Origin of the sequence: Janthinobacterium breve (assembly GCF_051380895.1) — a bacterium.
Lineage (GTDB): Bacteria > Pseudomonadota > Gammaproteobacteria > Burkholderiales > Burkholderiaceae_D > Janthinobacterium.
Genome location: NZ_JBNYXY010000015.1, coordinates 60,564 through 83,121, shown reverse-complemented (window position 1 = coordinate 83,121; position 22,558 = coordinate 60,564). Strand labels below are relative to the sequence as shown.

Below are 22,558 nucleotides of genomic sequence, written 5' to 3'. Positions count from 1 at the left end.
CCCTTTTTTTATGTGCGCAGGCATTGGTGCACAAACTGCACGGATCCTGTGCCTGGCGGAGGCTGCCACTTTTCATCCTGTCTGCCTAGAATGGGTCTTCATCCACTTGCGGAGCATCCCATGCCCATTCTGAACCTGCGTTTGTCCACCGCGCCCGATGCGGGCCAGTCGGCCGCCATCGCCGCCACCCTGAGCGCCCTGACGGCGCGGCTGCTGCACAAGGCGCCCGAATTGACGTCGGTGACGATCAGCCATGCCGATGCGGCGCACTGGTTTGTCGGCGGGCCCTCGCTGCAAGCCCAGGGCAAGGCCAGTTTTTTCCTCGATATCCTGATCAGCGATGAAACGAATACGGCAGATGAAAAAGCCGCGTATATCGCCGCCGTGTTCGCCGCCATGCAGGAATATCTCGGCACCTTGCATGACGTCAGCTACATCCACGTGCATGACGCGCGCCAGGCGGCCTGGGGCTACGGCGGCTTGACGCAGCAGTTTCGCGCCGTGCGCAAGGCGCTGCAGCAGTCGTGATCAATCCCAGTGGCGATCTTGATAGTGCTGCACGGCAAAATCGACGAAGACCCTGACCTTCGGCGACAGTTGGCGGCTGTGCGGATACAGTGCGTACAAGGTGCGTGGGCGCAAGGTGTAGCCGGGTAAAATCTCGACCAACTGGCCGCTGTGCAGCGCGTCGCGCACGATGAAGGCGGCCGCGCCGGCAATCCCCATGCCGCCCACGGCGGCCTCGCGCAGGGCGACACTGGTATTGGCTTGCAGGCTGCCGCGCACGGCTACCTTGTGCGTGGCGCCGTCACTATCCGTGAACAACCACTCCGCCGGCTTGTCGCCCGATGTGTACATCAAGCAATTGTGCTGCATCAGGTCTTGTGGCGTGGCCGGATGGCCATGGCGGGCCAGGTAGGCGGGCGAAGCGATGGCCAAGGTGCGGCTGCTGGCCAACTGGCGCGCCACCAGGGTGGAATCGGGCAAGCCGCGCGCCAGTCGCAGCGCCACGTCGAAGCCATCGTCGATCAGGTCGACGATGCGGTCATTGCAGACGAGGTCGATGTGGATGTGCGGGTATTGGCGGGTAAAATCGGGCAGCCAGGCGGCCAGTTCCAGGGTGCCGAAAGCCATCGGCGCATTGATGCGCAGGCTGCCGGACGGCTGCGCCTGGTGCCTGGCGATGGCGCGGTCGGCCGCATCGAGCGCGTCGAGAATGTCGCGGCTGGCCAGATAGTATTCCTGGCCGGCGGCCGTCAGGGCGAAGCGGCGCGTGGTGCGATTGAGCAACTGGGCGCCCAGCTGGTTTTCCAGCTGGCGGATCTGGCGCGATACGATGGAGTGGGAAATGCCCAGCGCGGCGCCGGCGGCCGTAAAACTGCCAAGTTCCACGACGCGGCGCAAGGCGCGCAGGGCGGTCAGCTGGTCCACGGGGCGCTTGCCGCCGGGCTAGTTGGGGTGTGAATTAAACGAAACGTTTGCCTTCCAGCGGGAAGCCCTTGATGAATTCAACTGCGGGCAGGCGCTTGCCGCCCGGTTTTTGCAATTCCGTCAGGCGCAAGGAACCATTGCCGCAGGCCACGACGATGCCGTGCTGGGCGTCGGCCGCCAGCACCTGGCCTGGCGCTTCCTTGCTGTCCGCTTCAATTACCTCGGCGGACCAGATCTTGATGGTCACGCCATCGACCTGGCCGCAGGCGCCGGGAAACGGATTGAAGGCGCGGATTTTCAGGCCCAGTTCCAGCGCCGGCTGGCTGAAATCGAGCGCCGCCTCATCCTTGGCGATTTTTGCCGCGTAGGTGACGCCCGCTTCCGGTTGCGGCACGGCTTCGAGCGGCTGCTGCTGCATCTTGCGCAGGGTCTCGACGATCATCTTGCCGCCCAGCGTGGCCAGCTTGTCGTGCAGGCTGGCGGTGGAATCGCCCGCTTCGATGGGCGTGCGCTCGATGGCCAGCATGGGGCCCGTATCGAGGCCTTCTTCCATTTGCATGATGGTCACGCCCGTTTCATCGTCACCGGCCTCGATGGCGCGGTGAATCGGCGCCGCACCGCGCCAGCGCGGCAGCAATGAACCGTGGATATTGATGCAAGGTTTGATATCGAGCGTGCTGCGCGGCAAGATCAAGCCGTAGGCCGCCACTACCATCACGTCGTAATCGGTGGCCAGCAGGCGCTCGTGGGCTGCCTTTGCCTCGGCTGCGCGCTGCGGGTCCTTGCTGTCCATGCGCAGGGACAGCGGCTGCAGCACTTCGATGCCGTGTTCCTGCGCGTATTGCTTGACGGCCGAGGCGTGCATCTGCATGCCGCGTCCGGCAGGGCGGTCGGGCTGGGTCAGCACCAGCGGAATCTCAAAACCCGCTTCGTGCAAGTCTTTCAGGGCCGTGGCGGCAAATTCAGGCGTGCCTGCGAAGATCACTTTCATATGGTTCCTTGACGTGAGGTGCGCAGGCCTGCGCCGGAGGGCGCCAGGCTGGCGTGGTGTGGCGACTACTGTTGCTGCTTAGTCTATCAGCAGTACTGAAATACTGGCTTAGAAACGGCGATTCTGTGCGCGCAGGCTCGCTTCGCGCTCGAGACCACGGATTTCCTTGATCATCTTGGCCTTGATGCGGTTGCGCTTGAGCGGCGACAGGTATTCGACGAATACCTTGCCCAGCAGATGATCCATCTCATGCTGGATGCAGACAGCCAGCAAGCCATCGGCTTCCAGCTCGAACTGCTTGCCGTGACGGTCCAGGGCGCGCACCTTGATGCGGGCCGGACGCTCGACGCCATCGTAGACGCCAGGCACGGACAAACAGCCTTCGTCGTAGACCTGCGTTTCTTCGCTGGCCCAGGTGATTTCCGGGTTGAGGAATACTTGCAGCTGGTTTTTCTCTTCGGTGATGTCGATCACCATCATCTGGATATGCGCGTCCACTTGCGACGCGGCCAGGCCGACGCCAGGGGCGTCGTACATGGTTTCGGCCATGTCGTCGATCAGGGTTTGCAGGCGCTCGCCAAATTCGGTGACGGGCTTGGCGATCGTGTGCAGGCGAGGATCGGGGTAACGCAGGATATTTAATATGGACATACGGATTCGACTGGTTAAGGTGGGCGCCGGTGCGCCTGATTATTCATGCCTGGGCCATGCGGACGATGGCAGGGCTATTTATTTTGAGTACGCTACGGTTGGGCGCGTATGGCGCAACGACGCGGCAGATGCGTTTGCCAGTGCGCTATTCGTTTGCTGCAAAGGGAAATTTTATCACAGACGCCCATGACGCTGTGGATGAGGGACCGTTTTGCAGCGCCATTGCACGCATCCTTGCGCGCGTCGGTATCGCGTGCGCGCCATGGCGCTAGCATGGGATGGCACAGTACACAGTGAGGTTGTCATGCATGCAATTGCAACGACGGCAGACGCGGCCACGGAACTGGCGGGCTGGTTGCGCCTGCAGCATCTTCCCGGCGTGGGTCCGGTGGCGGCGCGCGCCTTGCTGGCCCGCTTCGGCTTGCCGCCGAATATTTTTTCCACGCCGTTCGAGGCCTTGCGCGAGGTGGTGCCGGCCAGCGTGGCGCGTGCCATCGTGCAGCCGCCCAAGCCGGTGGCCAACAGCCAGCTGGCGCTCACCCTGCAGTGGCTGCAGCGGCCCGGCAATGCCGTGCTGACCCTGGCCGATTCGGCGTATCCGCCCCTGCTGCTGGAAATCGCCGATCCGCCGCTATTGTTATATATACGGGGGCGGGCGGAACTGCTGTCGCGTCCCGGCGTGGCCATCATCGGCAGCCGCAATGCCAGCGCGCAGGGCATGCAGAATGCGGCTGCCTTTGCGCAGGCCCTCAGCACGGCGGGCTTGACCATTATTTCCGGGCTGGCGCTGGGCATCGACACGCATGCGCACGAGGGTGGCTTGCGCGGCGCGGGCGCTACCGTGGCCGTGATCGGCACGGGCGCCGATCTGGTGTATCCGCGACGCAACCTTGATCTGGCGCAAAGAATTGCCGAGCAGGGTTGCATCGTCAGCGAATATGCGCTGGGCTTGCCGGCCATGCCAGGTAACTTTCCGCGTCGCAATCGTCTGATCAGCGGCCTGGCGCGCGGCGTGCTGGTGATCGAGGCGGCGGCGCAATCGGGTTCCTTGATCACGGCGCGCCTGGCCGGCGAGCAGGGGCGCGATGTGTATGCCTTGCCCGGCTCCATCCATGCCACCCTGGCCAAGGGTTGCCATGCGCTCATCAAGCAGGGCGCCAAGCTGGTCGAGTCGGCCGATGACGTGCTGCAGGAATTGTCCTGGCTGGGGATGCCGGCGGACATTCCGGCGGCGCAGGATGCGGCGCCCGTGGACACGCCGCTGCTGGCCGCGCTGGGCCACGATCCCCACGATGCCGATACCCTGGCCGCGCGCAGCGGCCTGGCCATGGGCGTGCTGATGGGGGAGTTGCTGGCGCTGGAGCTGGCGGGCCTGGTCGAACGCCTGCCGGGAGGACTGTTTCAACGCTGTAAATGACAGCTTGTCACTTGTGTGGCGGCCTTGCCGCACGGGCGCGCTTTGTCGGCGCACACCCTTGTGTCGCAGCGAACTTAGCTGATAGAGTAGAGCCATGTTCGATATCCTGGTGTACCTCTACGAGACTTACTATCGCCCCGACGCCTGCCCCGAGCCGGCAGTCCTGGCGCGCAAACTGTCGGCCGTCGGTTTCGACGACGTGGAGATTTCCGAAGCGCTTGTCTGGCTGACGGACTTGAACGCCATGGCCGGTGTCGAGCAAACCCTGACGGCCAGTTCCAAGGGCACGCGCTTCTATGTCAAGCAGGAAAGCGACGTGCTGGGCACGGCCGCCATCGGTTTCATCCAGTTTTTGGAAAGCGCCAAGGTGCTCTCGCCGCTGCAGCGCGAAATCGTCATCGAACGGGCGCTGGCGCTCGACGAGGCGCCTGTATCGCTGGGCAAGCTGAAAGTCATCGTGCTGATGCTGCTGTGGAGCCAGGGCAAGGAACCGGATGCCCTGATGTTCGATGATTTATTCGTCGACGACGAAGACCTCCCGCCGCGCTTGTTGCACTAATATATAGACGTCGCTGGCGGCCACTGTCGCTGCCTGCCCGATCCTGGCGCCGCTGCCGCGCCATCCCCTTTACTATGTACTGCACCGGCGCACACGCTAGCCCGTTGTGTTTGCGCCTGCGCATTCTTGCTTGCAGATAACTTGCCGAATTCTTCAATAGGCGCTTATCATTGGCCGCTTGACAAGACCACAAGTCACAGGGCCTTGCGCAGACAAAAGCGTCGGCGCCTGGCAATGCACTGTATGATGCGCATGCTGAAACTATCCTAGAGCATTTTTCGAGACCAAAAAATATGACAAAAACCCTCATCATCGCCGAGAAGCCTTCTGTCGCGAACGATATCGCGAAGACGCTTGGCGGCTTCACCAAGCACGATGAGTACTTTGAATCGGATGAATACGTCCTGTCGTCGGCGGTCGGCCACTTGCTGGAGATCGCCGTACCGGAAGAATTCGACGTGAAGCGCGGCAAATGGAGTTTCGCGCACTTGCCGATGATTCCACCGTATTTCGCGCTGAACCCGATCGCCAAGACGGAAGCGCGCCTCAAAGTATTAAACAAGCTGATCAAACGTAAAGACGTCACCACCCTCATCAACGCATGCGATGCGGGGCGCGAAGGCGAGCTGATTTTCCGCCTGATCGCGCAAAACGCCAAGGCCAAGCAACCGGTCAAGCGCCTGTGGCTGCAGTCGATGACGCCGGGCGCCATCCGCGACGGTTTCTCGCACCTGCGCAGCGATGAAGAAATGCTGCCGCTGGCCGATGCAGCCCGCTGCCGTTCGGAAGCCGATTGGTTGATCGGCATCAATGGCACGCGTGCCATGACGGCGTTTAATTCGAAAGAAGGCGGCTTCTATCTGACCACCGTGGGCCGCGTGCAGACGCCAACGCTGTCGATCGTCGTTGAACGTGAAGACAAGATCAAGAAATTCGTGCCGCGCGACTTCTGGGAAGTGCGCGCAGAATTCGTCTGCGCGGCCGGCATCTATGAAGGCCGCTGGCTCGACACCAAGTTCAAGAAGGACGAAAACGATCCCGAGAAGCGCGCCGAGCGCCTGTGGAGCAAGACGGCTGCCGACTCGATCGCCACCGCCTGCCGCGGCCGCCAAGGCATCGTCACGGAAGAATCGAAACCGACCACCTCGATGGCGCCGGGCCTGTTCGACCTGACCAGTTTGCAGCGCGAAGCGAACTCGCGTTTCGGCTTCTCCGCCAAGAACACGCTGGGCCTGGCCCAGGCGTTGTACGAAAAACACAAGGTATTGACGTATCCGCGTACCGATTCGCGCCACCTGCCGGAAGACTACATCCCGACCGTGCTGCAGGCGCTGGAAACGGTCAAGGAAAACAGCAACTACCACCAGTTCGCCAAGCAGATCGTCGACAAGGGCTGGGTCAAGCCGAACAAGCGCATCTTCGATAACACCAAGATCTCGGATCACTTCGCGATCATCCCGACGACGATCGCGCCGAAGAACCTGTCCGAGCCGGAACAAAAATTGTACGACCTGGTCACGCGCCGCTTCATGGCCGTGTTCTTCCCGCCTGCGGAATTCCAGGTCACCACGCGTTACACGGAAGTGTCGGGCCATCAGTTCAAGACTGAAGGCAAGGTCATGACCAATCCGGGCTGGCTGGCCATCTACGGCAAGGAAGCGTCGACGGACGCCGACAAGGAAAACAATGGCAACGGCAACCTGGTGCCCGTCGCCAAGGGCGAGAAAGTACAGACGGAAAGCGTCAACGCCAACGGCCTGGTAACGAAACCGCCTGCGCGCTTCACGGAGGCGACCTTGCTGTCGGCCATGGAAGGCGCCGGCAAGCTGATCGACGACGACGAGCTGCGCGACGCGATGGCTGGCAAGGGCCTGGGCACGCCAGCGACGCGCGCGGCCACCATCGAGGGCTTGCTGACGGAACGCTACCTGATCCGCGAAGGCCGCGAACTGATCCCGACCGCCAAGGCGTCGCAGCTGATGACTTTGCTCAAAGGCCTGGGCGTCAATGAATTGACGGCGCCGGAGCTGACGGGCGAGTGGGAATACAAGCTGTCGCAGATGGAAAAAGGCAAGATTTCGCGCGAAGAATTCATGCGTGAAATCGCGCAGATGACGCAAATCATCGTCAAGCGCGCCAAGGAATACGACAACGATACGATTCCCGGCGATTACGCTACGTTGGAAACGCCCTGCCCGAATTGCAGCAGCGTGGTGAAGGAAAATTACCGTCGTTTCGCCTGCACCAAGTGCGAATTCTCGATGAGCAAGACGCCGGGTTCGCGCCAGTTCGAAATCGCCGAAGTGGAACAATTGCTGAAGGACCGCACCATCGGCCCGCTGCAAGGCTTCCGTTCGAAGATGGGCCGTCCGTTCGCCGCCATCCTGCGCATCGTACGCGATGAAGAGATCAAGAATTTCAAGCTGGAATTCGATTTCGGCCAGAACGACGAAAGCGAAGATGGCGAAGGCGTCGATTTCACGGGCCAGACACCCGTGGGACCTTGCCCCAAGTGCAACGCCGGCGTGTATGAAATGGGCCTGGCCTATGTGTGCGAACACAGCATGGCCAAGCCGAAGACGTGCGATTTCCGCAGCGGCCGCATCATCTTGCAGCAGGAAATCTTGCCGGAACAAATGGCAAAACTGCTCAACGATGGCAAGACGGACTTGTTGCCGGGCTTTGTTTCGCAGCGTACCCGTCGCCCGTTCAAGGCCTTCCTCGTGCGCGGCAAGGATGGCAAAGTGAGCTTCGAGTTTGAAGAACGCAAGGCCAAGCCGGGCGCAAAACCCAAGGCGGCAGCCACTGAGGTGGAAGGCGAAGAAGGCGCGGCGCCAGCGAAGAAAACGGCGGTCAAGAAGGCGGCCGTGAAGAAAGCGCCGGCGAAGAAGGCTGCGGCTGTGAAAAAGCCGGCCGCCAAGAAGGCGCCGGCGAAGAAGGCAGCGGCAGCGGAGTAATCCGGCGCCAGCCAGACGAAAGCCAGGGATCGCTCCCTGGCTTTTTTTACGTCCCGATTTTATGCATCGATGCTCAGCCTGGCGGCGCGGCAGGTGTCACCAGCCCCATTTCCTTGAGCACTTCATGCGCCGAGCGGAAGGCGTCGATGGCCAGCGGCATGCCGCAATACACGGCCGCGTGCAGCAGCACTTCCTGGATTTCCTACATCGATGCGCCATTGTTGACGGCGCCGCGCACGTGGCCGCGCAGCTCCTGGGCGCGGCCCATGGCCGTCAGCATGGCTATCGTCGCCAGGCTGCGCGTTTTCAAGTCCAAGCCGTCGCGGCACCAGGTCGTACCCCAGGCGTTGCGCGTGACGAAGTCTTGCAGGGGCGCCGTGAAGGCGTCCACCTGGGCGAAGGCGCGCTCGACAAAGGCGTCGCCCATCACTTGTTTGCGCATGCGCAAACCATTCTCGAATTGTTCATCCATGCCGCGCTCCCGTTGCTGTACCTTGTCGATACTAGCGAGCGGGCATGGACCTGGTCAAGGGCTTAGTCCAGGTAGTCCGAATACTCGCGCTGCGCGTAGTTTTGCAGATTCGCCCATGGTTGCGCCTTGCTGACGGTCGGCTGCAGCTTGACGTCGACCCTGCGATAGAAGGTGTTCGCGCGGTCGCCGCTCTCGATGACCAGGGGAATCTGCTTTTGCTCATCCCACAGGATGCGCTGGAACACGCCATTTTTTTCCACTTCGCGCCAGCGCGCGCCCGTCACGTTCGATGCCTGTTTCGACAGCGGCATGGCGGCCACCAGTTTCGGGTCCAGCAGATAAAAACTGTTTTCCCAGGAACCGTCGAAATTGACATTTTCGTACTCGGCCTTGGGGATGGAGACGACGATCTTGTCGTGTGCATCGATGTATTCCACGCGCAGGGTGTTCTTTTCCAGCATCACGTGGCGGGGAATCAGCACGGGATTGAAGTGCTTGTGCTCATGCTGCGTGGCCTTCAGTGCTACTTTGGTATTTTCGCCATGCTTGTGGCCCGCATGCGCGTCCGTCGACGGCGCCAGCACGCGCTCGACCCACACGTGGCCGGGGCGGCGCAACATCTTTTCTTCGTAGCGGCTTTCGCGCGTCACGCCTTCCGGCGTCAGCACGCGGCTGTAATAGGTGATGCCCAGGTCCAGGTCGGCGGGAGCAGAAGGTGTTGCAGGAGCGGCTTGCGCGCTGGCGGCAAAGCCGGCGGCGAGGAGGACGGCGATCAGGGTCGATTTCATGGTGTTGCCTTTATCGTGCAAAGGGGGCGGAAGGCAAAACTGCCTTCCGCCCCGGTGGGGTTACCGTGTTGATGCAGATCAGAAGCCGAATGCCGCCTTCAGCAAGTCAAATACCTTGGTGTTGTCCAGCGTGCCCTTGAAGGCCTTGGCGCCGGCGCCCGTGGCTAGCAGCTTGACGTCGCCGCCGCCGTGGGTTTCGCTGGCCAGGCGCACGCCTGTTTCTTGCAGGTAATTGTCGGACAGGGCCGTGGCGCTGTCGACGTTGGTGCGCAGGTCAGGGCGGTTCGGGCCGTTGCCGAACACCAGGGTGGTGTAGGTATTGCCGTCTTCATCCTTGCTCGGCTGGTTATCCTTGTAGCCGCGGTTGATGTCGAGGATAGGATTGCCGCGCTTGCCGTAGCCGTTGAACGCCAGCGTGTGGTCGTGGTCGGCCGTGACGACGATCAGGGTATTTTCCAGCTTTGGATCGGTTTCCCTGACCTTGTCGATGGCCGCCTTGATGGCGTCGTCGAAGGCGATGGTGTCGACCAGTGCGCGCTTGGCATTGATGCCGTGCAAGGCGTGGTCGATGCGGCCGCCTTCGACCATCAGGAAGTAGCCGGCGTTGTTTTTCGACAGCAGGTCGATGGCTTTCAGCGTCATTTCCGACAGGCTAGGCTGGTTGGCGCCGTCGGCCGATGGCTTGGACGAGGTGCGGTCCAGTTCATAGTCGAGGTGGCTCTTCGCGCTGTACAGGCCGATGAACTTCTTGTTGCTCGGCGCGGCTGCCATTTCTGTCTTGTTGGCGGCCACGGTGTAGCCCTTGGCCGCGAATTCGGCCAGCAGGTCGCGGCCGTCGGCGCGGCCGCCCTTGTTGCTGGCGGACCATGGCGTGAAGTGGTTGCGTCCGCCACCCATCAGCACGTCCACGCCGTCGCCCAGGGCTGCGTTGTAGCCGGCGCCGCCCGGCGCCGTTTGCGCGGCGATGGCGTATTGCGCATTGCGGTTGCAGATGTGCGAGAAGGTCGTCGCCGGCGTGGCATGCGTCAATTCCGTGGTGGTGATGGCGCCCACGGCCTTGCCCTTGGCTTTCGCCAGTTCCAGGATGGTGGGCACGCTCTTGCCGCCGGCCGGGCAGTTGTCCACGCCCAGGTTGCCGTTGGCGTCGCGGCCCGGTTCCTTGGCGATGGTCTCCTGCGCCATCGAGATGACTTCATTGTTCATCTTGACGCCGGTCATGTAGGCGGCCATCGATGGGGCGCTGTCCGTCGTCTGCGCATCGTTCGAGAACGTCTTGATGCGCGCCGTGCGTTCCAGCTTGTCCATGTTCAGGCTGCCCTCTTCCTTGTACTTGAAGATGCGCGCTGCCGTCACGACGGAAGGACCCATGCCGTCGCCGAGGAAGAAGATGACGTTCTTGGCGTCGGCGGCGTAGGCGCTGGCGACGCTGGCGGCCACGAGCGTGGTCAGGAAGGAGAGTTTCAGGGCCGATTTCAGTGCGGCGGGTTTCGATGCAAGTTTCATGTGCTTGTCCAATTCTTGTCTCTTGGGGATTACAGACCGCCGGCGGTCTTGACCAGGCCGAATACTGTGGTGTTGTCGATGGTGCCCAGGAAGGTTTCCGAACCCTTGCCGATGGCGCCCAGGAAGACGTCGGTGCCGCCGTGGGTTTCATTGCCGACCGCAGTGCGGATCACCGCTTCCTGATGGTAGGAGTTGGCGCTGGTGACGGTGTCATCGAGGCTGGCCATGGCCGCGCGGCTCGATTGCGTGCGGTTTTCGCCATTGCCGAAGCCGATGATCGAATACGGTGCGCCGTCCAGGTCTTTCTCGACCGCGCCGGTGACGTAGTTCTTCACCAGGCCCAGCACGCCAGGGTTGCCGGCAGCCGTCTTGCCCGTGCGTTTGGCGTAGCCGTTCAGCACCAGGGTGTGGTCATGGTCGGCCGTGACGACGATCAGGGTATTGGCCAAGGTCGGGTCGGTGAGCTTGGCTTTTTCGATGGCGGCCTTGATGGCGTTGTCAAAAGCGACGGTGTCTTGCAGGGCCTTCTTGGCCGTGGTTTCGTGCAGCGCATGGTCGATGCGGCCGCCTTCGACCATCAGGAAATAACCCTTCTTGTTCTTGGCCAATACATCCATGGCCTTGGTGGTCATTTCCGCCAGGCTAGGTTCCTTGGCCGCATCGCGGTCCAGGTCGTAGCTCATGTGGCTGGAGGTGAACACGCCGAACAGGCGGTCCGTCTTGGCCGCATCGACGGCCTTGAAGTCGGTGGCGTTGTTGGCGACGGTGTAGCTCTTCGCTTTCAGCTCGGCCACCAGATCGCGGTCGTCGGAACGCTTGCCGCCGTTCTTGAATGGCGTAAAGAATTGCGCGCCGCCGCCGAGTACCACTTCCAGGCCGGTGGTGCCCAGGGCGCTGTTGTAGCCCGTGCCGCCTGGCACGAGGGCCGCAGCGATATCGTTTTCCAGGTCGCGGTGGCAGATGTGCGAGTAGGTGGCCGCCGGCGTGGCGTGCGTCACGCGCGCCGTGCTGACGACGCCGGCCGCGTAGCCCTTGGCCTTGGCCAGTTCCAGCAAGGTGGTGGCGGGCGTGCCGTTGCCGGTGCCGCATTTGTTGACCAGCTTGTTGCCGTTGGCATCCTTGCCCGGATCGATGGCGAGCGTGTTGGCCGACATGGAAATGACTTCATTGTTCATTTTGACGCCCGTCATGTAGGCGGCCATCGATGGCGCGCTGTCGGTGACTTGCGCATCGTTCGAGAAGGTCTTGACGAAGGCCGTTTCCGGCAGCGTGTCCATGGTCAGCGCACCCTCTTCGCCCACCGAATAGATGCGCGCGGCCGTCATGGTGGTCAGGCCCATGCCATCGCCGAGGAAGAAGATGACGTTTTTCGGTGGTGCTTCGGGCGCCACGTCTTCTTTTTTGGCGTCGCTGCCGCAGGCGGCCAGCATCAGGGTAATGGCGACGCTGCAGCCAGCGACGGAAATTTTTCTGCGTGTCATGTGGTTCATCCGGCTAGGTTTGAAAGAGCTAGCAAGATAACAATCCAATGTGACACCCTCATGACGCTGTGACACGTTTTGTGACACCGCCACGCGGTGGATGCTGGTGCGGCTTTAGCGCACGTCCTCGGTAGAAAAATACAGCGTATCGCGCAAGCGGGCCGTTTGTCCCAGCTGCGAGCGCAAGGCCTGTTGCAAGGTGGCGGCCGGGGTTTCCCGCACGCCCGACTTGGCTACCACGATGTCGCCGTGCGGCGCCTGGGCAGGGCTGGTCCAGGCGACGATATGCTCGAAGTCAGGCCGGCTGTCGATGCGCTTGACGAGGAAGCGCTGCGTGCCGTCGCCCACTTGCAGATAGCGCGCGCTGGCGTTCACGGCGGGTGCGGGCGACAGCTGGCGCATCAGCAGCACGCGCTCGACGATGATGGCGGCAGCGCCATAGCCGGGTTCGGCCTTTCCATGCTTCTCGAAATGCCCGCGCACCACCGTCGCCTGGAACTGGCGCAGCGGCAGCGGCGCGGCGGGCAGCAAGCGCGCCAGCTCGAAGCGCTCCGGCGCCAGGGTCCACAGCGCCGTCTTGCCGTCGAGCTGCCCCCGCAGCCGCGCATCGAGGGCAGGGTCGGCCAGCCGTACTTGCAGCACCACCTGGTAATCGTGCGGCGCATGGAACATGGGCAGATGCGAAGCATACAACCCCTGCTTGCCGCCAAACAGCACCATGCCGTGCACGCCCCAGGTCAGGGGCGCGGCGTGGGCGAGGGTGGACGTGATAAGAAACAGGAACAGGGCAAGGGAACGCAGCATGGGGATAAGCGATAAGTGGCAATGTCAGGATGATAGAGGCGGTATCATGGACGGTACAGCAACCATTTTTCACTTTTTGTGTCCAGCTTGGAAATCATTATGACCATGAGCCTCAGCGACCTGCGCGTGTTTTGCAGCGCCGCGCGCCAGCCGACGCTGGGTGCGGCGGCGCTGGAACTGCACCTGACGCCATCGGCCGTGTCGAAAGCCTTGCGCCGCCTGGAGGGGGACATGGGCGTCTCCCAGTTTGACCGGAGCGGCAAGCAATTGCTGCTCAACGACAATGGCCGCCTGCTGCTGGCGCGGGCGCACACCCTGCTGGCGTTGGCCGAACAGGCGCAGCTGGACGTGATGGGCGAGCGGGGCGCCATCGACGCCCGCATCGCCGGCCCGGCCTTGCTGCTGTGGCGCCACGCGGACACCCTGGCGGCGGCGCTGGACGCGTATCCGCAAGCCAGTTTGCGTCTGCAACCGCAGTTCGAGGATGCGGCGCTGGCGGCCCTGGCGCGCGGTGATTGTCACGCGGCACTGGTGACGCAGGAAGCCATCGCCCAGCGCGGTGGCGACTGGCCTGCCGCCTGGCAATGCACGGCACTGGGCAGCATGCGCATGCTGCTGGCGGCCGGGCGCAGCCATGTGCTGGCGCGCGGCGTACCGCCAGCGTCTGTGTCCGTGCCCTGCAGCATGCAGGGCGTCTTGCCGCATGCGTTTGCCAGTCCCACGCATTCGCTGCTGTGCGGCGAAGAGCGTGGCCGTCATGCTGATGGCTGGCGTGGCGTGGCCGGGCGCACCATCCGCTACTGGAGCGACGATGTGCAGTTGCTGCTGGGCTACGTGCAGTCTGGCCGGGCGCTGGCCTATCTGCCCGACTTCGCCGTGCGCGCGCACGATTTGTTGCAGGTCGAGCTGGCCGGTAGCGTCGATTGCAGCGAACAGGTGCTGCTCGTGTGGGATGGCGTGCTGGCGGGGCAATGGCTGCACACGGTGGCCGAGAAATTGTCGATGACATCGACGATTTGATCGAATTGTGCAATAAACTATTGCGGTTTATCGGGTTTTTCTACCGGATTGAGCAACGTAAGATGCAGTCATCCCAATCATCTTGTGAAGGCGCATCATGTTCTCCAAATCCATCAGCAGCGTTCTTGTTTCCACCCTGTTTGCCGCCGGCGCCGCCTCGGCTGCCACCAGCGCCCCCCTGACCCTGGACGTATTCAACCCGGGCGAAGCGGCCATCTTTCCTGTCGCCTCCGTGCTGGTCGCGGGCAAGCATGACGCGGTGCTGATCGATGCGCAATTTTCGCGCGCCGAAGCGCAAAAGCTGGTGGAGAAGATCCGCGCCAGCGGCAAGAAACTGACGACCGTGTATATCAGCCACAGCGATCCCGATTTTTACTTTGGCCTCGATGTGATCAAGGCCGCTTTCCCGCAGGCAAAAATCGTCGCCACGCCGGAAACGGTGGCGGAAATCCGCCGCAAGGCCGATGCCAAGGTCGCCTACTGGGGTCCTATCCTGAAAGACAACGCGCCGCACAGCATCGTCATTCCCGAAGCGTTGAAAGGCCAGCGCATCACCCTGGAAGGCCAGTCGCTGGACATCGCCGGCCCGACGCCAGCGCGCACCTATGTGTGGATTCCCTCGATCAAGGCTGTCGTGGGCGGCGTGGTGCTGTTTGGCAACTTGCATGTGTGGACCGCCGATACGCAAAGCCTGCAATCGCGCCAGGACTGGCTCAAGACGCTCGATGGCATCGCCGCGCTGAAACCTGTCACCGTCGTGCCCGGCCACTTCAAGGTCGGTTCCAGCCTGACGCCCGACAGCATCGGCTTTACGCGCGATTACCTGGTGACGTTCGAAGCGGAAACGGCCAAGGCCGCCAATTCCGCCGCCCTGATCGAGGCCATGAAACAGCACTACCCAAGCCTGGGCCTCGAAGGCGCTTTAGAAACGAGCGCGAAAGTGGCCAAAGGTGAAATGAAATGGTAAGCGGCAACCAGGAGCCTGTTAAGCCTACACTGCACTACATTTTCGATCCCCTGTGCGGCTGGTGCTACGGCGCCGCGCCGCTGGTCGAGGCGGCGCGCGCCGTGCCCGGCCTGACGGTGGCCTTTCACGGCGGCGGCATGATGACGGGCAGCAATCGCCGCCGGATCACGCCCGAATGGCGCGGCTACGTCTTGCCGCATGACCGGCGCATCGAGCAACTGTCCGGCCAGCCATTTGGCGATGCCTATGTCAACGGCTTGCTGAACGACACCACGGCCATGATGGATTCCGAACCGCCGATCACGGCCATCCTGGCGGCTAAAGTATTGGCCGGCAAGGGCCTGGACATGCTGCAGCGCGTGCAGCGCGCCCATTACGTGGACGGCTTGCGCATCGCCGACTTGCCCGTGCTGCTGGCGCTGGCGCAAGAACTGGGCATGGATGGCGCCGCTTTCCAAACGGCATATGCGCAGCAGGCGGGCGCCGCCACGCAGCAGCACATCGACGCCAGCCGCGCCTTGCTGGCGCAGGTGGGCGGGCAGGGCTTTCCCACGTTCGTGCTCGACGATGGCAGCGGCAAGTTGTCCGTGATCGATATCGGGGGCTTTTTGGGCCAGCCGGCGAAGTTGCAGGCGCAATTGGGCGGCGTATGCGACGCCCATGGCTGTTCATTGTAAATATCTATCACATCGATAAAATCAATTAGCTTTTCCTTTGTTGTTGACCTCGTTACACTGCATCTATTAGTCAACAACGAAGGAAAAGCCGCCATGCGCCAACAGCCGCCATTCAGTACCGCCTCGGGCATCCCCGTCGCCGACAAGCAGAATTCCATCAGCGCCGGTCCCCGCGGCCCGCTGCTGCTGCAAGACTTCCACCTGATCGAAAAACTCCAGCATTTCAACCGCGAGCGCATTCCCGAGCGCGTCGTGCATGCAAAAGGTTCGGGCGCCTACGGCACTTTTACCGTCACGCACGACATCGCGCGTTATACCAAGGCCAAATTGTTTGCCGAAGTGGGCAAGCAGACGGCCACCTTCGCGCGCTTTTCCACCGTCGGTGGCGAACGCGGCAGTGCTGATACGGAACGCGACCCGCGCGGCTTCGCCGTACGCTTCTATACGGAAGAAGGCAATTGGGATTTGGTCGGCAACAACACGCCCATGTTCTTCATCAAGGACCCGATCAAGTTCCCCGACTTTGTCCACACGCAAAAGCGCGATCCGCAAAGCAATCTGAAATCGGCCGAGATGATGTTCGACTTCTGGAGCCATGCGCCGGAAAGCCTGCACCAGGTCACCATGCTGTTCTCGGACCGCGGCACGCCGGACGGTTACCGCCACATGGACGGCTTCGGCAGCCACACGTATAGCCTGATCAACGCCGATGGCCAGCGCGTGTACGTGAAATGGCACTTCAAGACGCGCCAGGGCATCAAAAATCTGCCGGCGGCGGAAGCGGGCCGCCTGGCCGGTGCCGATCCCGACTACGCCCAGCGCGACCTGTTCGGCGCCATCGAGCGCGGTGATTTCCCGCAGTGGGAAGTCAAGCTGCAGGTGGCGACGCAGGAGCAACTCGATGCATGGGAGCAGCGCACGGGCTGGAACCCGTTCGACTTGACGAAAGTGTGGCCGCACGCGGACTTCCCGCTGCTGCCGGTGGGTATTTTCGAGCTGAACCGCAACCCGGACAATTACCACGCGGAAGTCGAGCAGGCAGCCTTTTCGCCCGCCAACGCCGTGCCGGGCATGGGATACTCTCCGGACAAGATGCTGCAAGGCCGGCTGTTCGCCTACCACGACGCCCAGCTGTACAGGGTCGGCACCAACCACCAGCATCTGCCCGTGAATGCGGCCCGCTGCCCCTTCCATAACCAGCAGCGCGACGGCAGCATGGCGATCAACAATGGCGGCGCGGCGCAGAACTACGCGAACGTGGCGGCGGCAGGCACGCAGCCGCAAGGCCTGGGCCATGGCGAGGGGGCGCTGGCGCTCGACGGCGGCGCGGCGCGCTACGATGGGCGCGGCGTGGAAGACGATTACACGCAGGCCGGCAATCTGTTCCGTCTGATGTCGGTCCAGGCGAAACAGAACCTGTTCGACAACCTGGCCGGTCCCTTGAGCCAGGTGCGCGCGGAAACCTTGCAGCGTCAGCTGGCGCACTTCGACCGGGCCGACCCGGCCTATGGCGCCGGCGTGCGTGCCGCCTTGCAGGCACGCGCCGTGGCGCTGTAATCATGTGTTGCAGGCGGACCTATCCTGTTCCGCCTGTTGTTGATATAGCACAAATTAAAGGGTGATATCAAATATTGCCGTATGGACATATTTGCCTTCCCTGCGTAGACTTGTCTGTCTGATGATCGCACCGTCGTCCTGGCGGCGTCCTGACTAGAAAGTCTTGTAATATGAATATGGTGAAGCTGTCGGTGCATGGGGACGACCCCACGCTCAAATCCATCCTCGAAGTCTTGCCCACCGATCCGGAACGGCAATGGCGCAAGGGCGAGGCGAAGGGCGCTGGCCGCGTGCATCTCGATTCCGGCTTCGACGTACTGATCGCACAGGCGTCCAAAGCGCAAGTGTTGCCCTCACGCATACGCAGCTACCTGGCCGAATGCCGCTCGCGCGGCGTCACATTCACCATGCCGCGCATCGTGGCCGAGTTGCAACTGGAGTTGAATGGCGACGACACGGTCGACGCGCCGCTGGACCTGACCCTGACCGACATGCAGCACCTGACGGAAATGGGCATCAGCCTGAGCCTGGTGACGCGCTGCGCGGCAGCCTGATACCTGGGCCTGACGTGGATGCATAGAAGAATGGCCGCCTGTTCAGGGCGGCCATTTTTCGTCATGGTTCTTCGAGCTCGACGGTGACCATATTGTCATCGGGTTTGCGGTCGATCAGCTTGTTGTCGGGATCGATGCCGGCCTTGCCGGGCCGGCTGCTGACGATGACGGTGTAGCTTGCTTCACGCGCCGTCATGCGCAGGCGTTCGCGCAGCAGCGGATGGCCATTCGCGTCGTCGACGCCGATCTCGATCCAGTCGTGCAGGGGCGCGTCGTGTTCCTCTCCCTGTTCACCTGCCGTCAATTTGCTCGCCTGCACCTTGAGGGTGACGACGTATTTGCCATCGCTGCGTTTGGTGGCGGTGGCCGACAGGGCGCGGTTGTCGAACAGAACAATTTTCTCGAACAGATCGTCGATCAGGTAAGCCTGCTCGGGCGGCGTGACCTGGCGCAAGCCGGCAATCAGGGCCGTCACGCTGGCATATGGCGGGCCTTTCTGGCCATGGGTCTTGAGCAGCTCGCGCAGCACGCCGTTGACCTTGTCTTCGCCGATGATGTCTTGCAGCAAGTACATGGCCAGGCTGCCCTTGTGGTAATGGATGTAGGCCTGGTTTTCATTCTCGGCCAGCGGCAGTTCCTTCTTGCGCTCTTCGCTGCGCCCCATCAGGTATTGATTCAAGTCATAACGCAGGAAGCGGCGCATCTTGGCCGGCCCCACGGTTTTCTTCATCACCATCAGGGCCGAATATTCGGCCAGGGTTTCGCTGAGCACGGTGGCGCCCCGTGTGTTGCCGCCGACCAATTGATGCGCCCACCACTGATGCGCCACCTCATGCGCCGTGATGTAGAACGGATAGTCGATATCTTTCGGATTCTTGTCGTCCACCTTGGCGATGAAACCCAGGCCTTCCGAATACGGAATCGTGTTCGGAAACGATTGCGCAAAGGTGGCGTAGCGGGGAAATTCGACTATGCGCAAGACTTTGTGCTGGTAGGGGCCGAAGTTCTTCGTGTAGTACTCGAGCGCTTCCTTGCTGCCGCGCACGAAACGATCGAGGTTGTATTCATGGCCAGGATGGTAATACACGTCGATGGCCACATCCTGCCAGCGCTCGTGCCTGACGGCGTAGCGGGCCGACTGGAACGCGTAGAAATTCAGGATCGGCTGCTCCATCGTGTAATGGAAGTAATGGCGGCCCTTGGCGATCCAGTCGTTGTCCAGCATGCCCGGCGCGATGGCCGTCTGGCCGTCGACGGTGCTGACGGTGGCGTCAAAGTTGATGCGGTCGGCGTCGTTGCTGACGTAATTGTCGGCCAGCCCCCGTGCATCGTCGCGCGGCAAGGCCCGTTCGCGCGCGGGCAAGCCGTGTTTCTTGCGGTCGCGCGGGTCCGTCAATTCCAGCTGCGGCTGGTAGCCGATGTGCGGCAGCACGGCATTCGTGAAGAAGGTGCCGTTGGCCACCACGGGCGTGTCCTGGCCCAGGCCGAAGATGCCGCGTGGCGCATAGGAAATGTCGAAATCGAGGCCCAGGCTGGCGCCGGGCGCCAGCGGCGCGGCCAGGCGATAGCTGTAAAAGCCCAGCTTGCCGTCATCGAGGCCGGGATGCACGCGCGCATCGAAACGCAGGCGCATGGTGGAGGTCGGGTCTTGCTGCACAAAAATGTGGCTGATCGGCAGGCTGGTCTTGTTTTGCAGCACATAGCGGCCCGTGACGGCCAGGGTGCGCTGCGCCGGGTAGATGGCCACGTCGAGTTTCACGTCGGTGATTCTCGGCTGTGGCGTGGCGGCAAACTTGCGGTACTGGCGCTCGACACTGGCGCGGTCCGCATCGCGGGCGAATTCGGACTTGTAATCGTTGGCCACGTGGAAGACGTAGAACAGCACCGCGCCGGCGCCGACGAAGATCAGGGCGCCGCCGGAAAAACTGGCCAGCACGCCTTGCGTCAGGTCGTGGCGCGCCAGGCGCAGGCGGATGCGCCAGCTGTCCTGCGCGCCGCGGGGCCAGAACAGCAGCGACAGCACCGTCAGCATGACGGCCGCGCCGCTCCAGTACAGCAAGTACCAGCGCTCGCGCAACACATAGTGGTCGGCGCCGTTCATGGCCGAATACATGAAGTCCGGCGTGCTGCCGTACAGCAGCAGCGGGTCGCCCAAGCCCAGCGAGGAAAAGCTGATGCTGGCGATGTGGTACAGAATCATGGCGAAATACGCCAGATATTTGTGATTGATCAACACCTGCAGGAAGATGGCCAGCACGGCGATCAGCGCGTAATAGGGCAGGTGCGACAGGAACAGCGATTCCACATACAGGCCGGGGTCGAGGCGGTAATAGCCCTTGAACACCTGGATTGACATGCCGCACAGCATGATGACCAGGCTTAGCAAGGTTTGCAGGCCGATCAGCGCAAACAGTTTCGACAGCAGGGGCAGCCAGTTCGGCACGGGCAGGGCGTCGAGCATCAAGTGCGTGCCCGCCTCGCGCTCGCGCCACACCAGTTCGCCCGCGTAGAAGGTGGTAATGATCAGCATGAACAGGGCGAACGAGGCGTTGACCATTTCCAGCACCTTTTCCGTCACCGGATAGGTATTCGTGCCGTAGATGGAGCCCATGTCGAGCGCGCCGCCATACATGGTCAGCACGCCGGCCAGCACGATGACGACAAAATAGATGTTCTTGATGGTTTCGCGCAGGTTCAGCCAGCTCATCTTGACGAGCAGGGTGGCCAGGTTGCGCTGCGCGAAGTCCGGCGCTTCCTGCGTGGACAGTGAGGCGTTCGACAGGCGCAGCGGCACGTCACCGTCGCTGCGGCGCTTGCTGGCGCCCGCGTCCGTCGTGGCGTGGAACTGGAAGCGCCAGTAGCCGAGCAGCAAGGCCACCAGGGCAAAGCCGGACCAGATGGCGCGGTTCAGCAAATACACGCCCTCTAATGTCACCAGGCGCGTATTGCGCTCCGCGTTTGGCCAGTATTCCGTCAGGCGTATCAGCGCCGTCGTGCCAAAGGGATCGATCAGGGCGGCCAGGGTCTTGTAGTCGAGGTCGCGCGCCAGCGAGGGCGCCACCAGGTAGCCGATCAGCATGACTACCGAGCTGATGTACACGGGCAACATGCGCCGCGTCAGGGCGGCGATGACGAAGAAGATGGCGCCGAAGATGAACAGGTTCGGCAGCAGGGTAAACACATACGGCATCAGGTAGGCCAGCGCGCGTTGCGGGCCCAGCCGTTCCGGGTCGATGCCGGGCAGCCAGGCGCCCAGCCACGCACCGATCACGATACTGGAAAACACCACGGCCAGTACCAGATAGGCGCCCAGGAAGCGGCCAAAGACATACTGGTATTTTTTGATCGGCGCGCTGAAGAAGAAATGCTGCATGCCGTACTCGAAATCCTGCTGCACCGAGCGGCCCATCATGGCGGCCACCACCACGGCGCCGAAGCAGCCCAGCAGGCTGCAGGTGAACGCCAGCGAGCGGGGCGCGTTGATCAGGAACTTGCCGCCAAAACTGATGCTCGCTTCCTTGAAGACGCCGCCGGCGGCGGCCATCCACAGCATGGCCAGCGCCAAAAACATGACGAAATACACCCAGGTGGACAGCAGCTTGAGCCGCTGTCGCGCTTCAAAGCGGGCGATGGCAAACATGGCCGCCCCCTCAGTCGCACTGCGGGGCGACGCGGTGGCGCCCGGCAATGGTGGCGAAATACAGGTCTTCCAGGTCGCCTATGGCTTCCTCGAAGCCGTCGCCCGGATCATCGTCGCTGTAGACGTGGATCAAGGTGCGGCCCGACAGCAAGCGTGTGGAAATGACGGCGTGGCGCTGCTGAAAGCTGGCCAGCTCCTTCTTTTCGACAAAGCGCGCCCAGATCTTGCAGCTGACTTCGTCGATGAGTTCCAGGGTCTTGCCGCACAGCAGCAAATGGCCCTTGTTGATGATGGCCATGTTGGCGCACAGGTCGGCCACGTCGGAGACGATGTGGGTCGACAGGATCACCGTCTTGTCTTCGCCTATGTCGGACAGCAAGTTGTGGAAGCGCACGCGCTCCTGCGGGTCGAGGCCGGCAGTCGGCTCGTCGACGATGATCAGTTTCGGGTCGCCCAGCAGGGCCTGGGCGATGCCGAAGCGCTGGCGCATGCCGCCGGAAAAGCTGCCCAGGCGCTGGTGGCGCACGTCGAACAGGTTGGTTTGCTGCAACAGGCCATCGACAACTTCGCGCCGGCGCGCCCGCTGCGACAGCCCTTTCAAGGTGGCGAAGTGGTCGAGCAGCTCGTAGGCCGTCACTTTCGGGTACAGGCCGAAGTCTTGCGGCAGGTAGCCCAGCATGCGGCGGATCTCGTCCTTGTCGTCGAGCACGTCATAGTCGCCGAAGAAGATGGAGCCGGAATCGCATTCCTGCAAGGTGGCCAGGGTGCGCATCAGGGTCGACTTGCCGGCGCCGTTCGGGCCCAGCAAGCCAAACATCCCGGGCGGTATCGTCAGCGATACGTTATCCAGCGCCACCACGCCATTCGCGTAGGTCTTCGACAATTTACGGATCTGCAATTCCATACAACTCCTAACTCATGCGTTGCTGCCCGATGCTACAGGGCTACTCTATGCTGGCATTGTATTGAATTTAAGACGTACTGGGCAGTTGCATGCGATACACGGTATTTTCGTGTGCCCAGAGTGCAGATGGGCGGGGTGGATGGCGCGCCATATCGGAGGCTGTTTTGCCCCGCGGGCGCGCCGCG

General features: G+C 62.3%; 18 protein-coding genes and 1 pseudogene. 9 read left to right on the top strand and 10 right to left on the bottom strand.

Annotated elements, in window-relative coordinates; all coding sequences use genetic code 11:
* The first annotated feature begins 120 nt into the window (after positions 1-120).
* Positions 121-528: a tautomerase family protein gene (locus tag ACQ4W0_RS27125; RefSeq protein WP_436579569.1), complete on the top strand. Its 408-nt coding sequence runs from the start codon at positions 121-123 to the stop codon at positions 526-528.
* Here the strand turns inward: ACQ4W0_RS27125 and ACQ4W0_RS27120 are convergent, their stop codons facing one another.
* The 3 genes from ACQ4W0_RS27120 to def all read right to left on the bottom strand — a co-directional run bounded on the left by ACQ4W0_RS27120 (position 529) and on the right by def (position 3,073).
* Positions 529-1,431, bottom strand: a complete 903-nt coding sequence (locus ACQ4W0_RS27120) for a LysR family transcriptional regulator (RefSeq protein WP_436579568.1) — start codon at positions 1,429-1,431, stop codon at positions 529-531.
* Between the two features lie 34 nt (positions 1,432-1,465).
* Complete coding sequence (fmt, locus tag ACQ4W0_RS27115; RefSeq protein ID WP_436579567.1) at positions 1,466-2,422, bottom strand: methionyl-tRNA formyltransferase; 957 nt, start codon at positions 2,420-2,422, stop codon at positions 1,466-1,468.
* A 108-nt stretch (positions 2,423-2,530) separates the two neighbouring features.
* Complete coding sequence (def, locus tag ACQ4W0_RS27110) at positions 2,531-3,073, bottom strand: peptide deformylase (RefSeq protein WP_436579566.1); 543 nt, start codon at positions 3,071-3,073, stop codon at positions 2,531-2,533.
* A 304-nt stretch (positions 3,074-3,377) separates the two neighbouring features.
* Between def and dprA the strand changes: the two genes are divergently transcribed.
* From dprA to ACQ4W0_RS27095, 3 genes are all read left to right on the top strand, one after another.
* Positions 3,378-4,490 carry a DNA-processing protein DprA gene (dprA, locus tag ACQ4W0_RS27105; RefSeq protein WP_436579565.1) on the top strand — a complete coding sequence of 371 codons (1,113 nt, stop codon included), beginning with the start codon at positions 3,378-3,380 and terminating at the stop codon, positions 4,488-4,490.
* Between the two features lie 94 nt (positions 4,491-4,584).
* Positions 4,585-5,049, top strand: a complete 465-nt coding sequence (locus ACQ4W0_RS27100; RefSeq protein ID WP_436579564.1) for a Smg family protein — start codon at positions 4,585-4,587, stop codon at positions 5,047-5,049.
* Between the two features lie 293 nt (positions 5,050-5,342).
* A complete protein-coding gene (locus ACQ4W0_RS27095) occupies positions 5,343-8,006 on the top strand; it encodes a DNA topoisomerase III (protein WP_436579563.1) in 2,664 nt (887 codons plus the stop codon).
* A 73-nt stretch (positions 8,007-8,079) separates the two neighbouring features.
* On the opposite strand, the pseudogene pcaC reads toward ACQ4W0_RS27095, so the two are convergent.
* The 5 genes and pseudogenes from pcaC to ACQ4W0_RS27070 form a co-directional block, all read right to left on the bottom strand.
* Positions 8,080-8,478: pseudogene (gene pcaC / locus ACQ4W0_RS27090) on the bottom strand (4-carboxymuconolactone decarboxylase).
* A gap of 62 nt (positions 8,479-8,540) precedes the next feature.
* A complete protein-coding gene (locus tag ACQ4W0_RS27085; protein WP_436579562.1) occupies positions 8,541-9,266 on the bottom strand; it encodes a hypothetical protein in 726 nt (241 codons plus the stop codon).
* A gap of 78 nt (positions 9,267-9,344) precedes the next feature.
* Complete coding sequence (locus tag ACQ4W0_RS27080) at positions 9,345-10,769, bottom strand: alkaline phosphatase (RefSeq protein ID WP_436579561.1); 1,425 nt, start codon at positions 10,767-10,769, stop codon at positions 9,345-9,347.
* Positions 10,770-10,798: 29 nt separating this feature from the next.
* Positions 10,799-12,250, bottom strand: a complete 1,452-nt coding sequence (locus tag ACQ4W0_RS27075; RefSeq protein ID WP_436579560.1) for an alkaline phosphatase — start codon at positions 12,248-12,250, stop codon at positions 10,799-10,801.
* 114 nt (positions 12,251-12,364) lie between these two features.
* On the bottom strand, positions 12,365-13,054 hold the full coding sequence (locus tag ACQ4W0_RS27070; RefSeq protein ID WP_436579559.1) for a hypothetical protein: 690 nt from the start codon (positions 13,052-13,054) through the stop codon (positions 12,365-12,367).
* Between the two features lie 99 nt (positions 13,055-13,153).
* Here ACQ4W0_RS27070 and ACQ4W0_RS27065 point away from each other — a divergent pair, with 99 nt between their 5' ends.
* The 5 genes from ACQ4W0_RS27065 (at position 13,154) to ACQ4W0_RS27045 (ending at position 17,829) form a co-directional block, all read left to right on the top strand.
* Positions 13,154-14,074, top strand: a complete 921-nt coding sequence (locus ACQ4W0_RS27065) for a LysR family transcriptional regulator (protein WP_436579558.1) — start codon at positions 13,154-13,156, stop codon at positions 14,072-14,074.
* 97 nt (positions 14,075-14,171) lie between these two features.
* Positions 14,172-15,041: an MBL fold metallo-hydrolase gene (locus ACQ4W0_RS27060; RefSeq protein WP_436579557.1), complete on the top strand. Its 870-nt coding sequence runs from the start codon at positions 14,172-14,174 to the stop codon at positions 15,039-15,041.
* The gene (locus tag ACQ4W0_RS27055; RefSeq protein ID WP_436579556.1) at positions 15,035-15,718 is read left to right on the top strand and encodes a DsbA family protein; all 684 of its coding nucleotides are present in this window, start codon (positions 15,035-15,037) and stop codon (positions 15,716-15,718) included. Before ACQ4W0_RS27060 ends, ACQ4W0_RS27055 begins: the two co-directional genes overlap by 7 nt.
* A 93-nt stretch (positions 15,719-15,811) precedes the next feature.
* Positions 15,812-17,275, top strand: a complete 1,464-nt coding sequence (locus ACQ4W0_RS27050) for a catalase (protein WP_436579555.1) — start codon at positions 15,812-15,814, stop codon at positions 17,273-17,275.
* A gap of 170 nt (positions 17,276-17,445) precedes the next feature.
* Positions 17,446-17,829, top strand: a complete 384-nt coding sequence (locus ACQ4W0_RS27045) for a hypothetical protein (protein WP_436579554.1) — start codon at positions 17,446-17,448, stop codon at positions 17,827-17,829.
* Between the two features lie 61 nt (positions 17,830-17,890).
* Here ACQ4W0_RS27045 and ACQ4W0_RS27040 read toward each other — a convergent pair whose 3' ends face one another.
* Positions 17,891-21,469: an ABC transporter permease/M1 family aminopeptidase gene (locus ACQ4W0_RS27040; RefSeq protein WP_436579553.1), complete on the bottom strand. Its 3,579-nt coding sequence runs from the start codon at positions 21,467-21,469 to the stop codon at positions 17,891-17,893.
* Between the two features lie 10 nt (positions 21,470-21,479).
* On the bottom strand, positions 21,480-22,373 hold the full coding sequence (locus tag ACQ4W0_RS27035) for an ABC transporter ATP-binding protein (protein WP_436552938.1): 894 nt from the start codon (positions 22,371-22,373) through the stop codon (positions 21,480-21,482).
* Between the last annotated feature and the right edge of the window lie 185 nt (positions 22,374-22,558).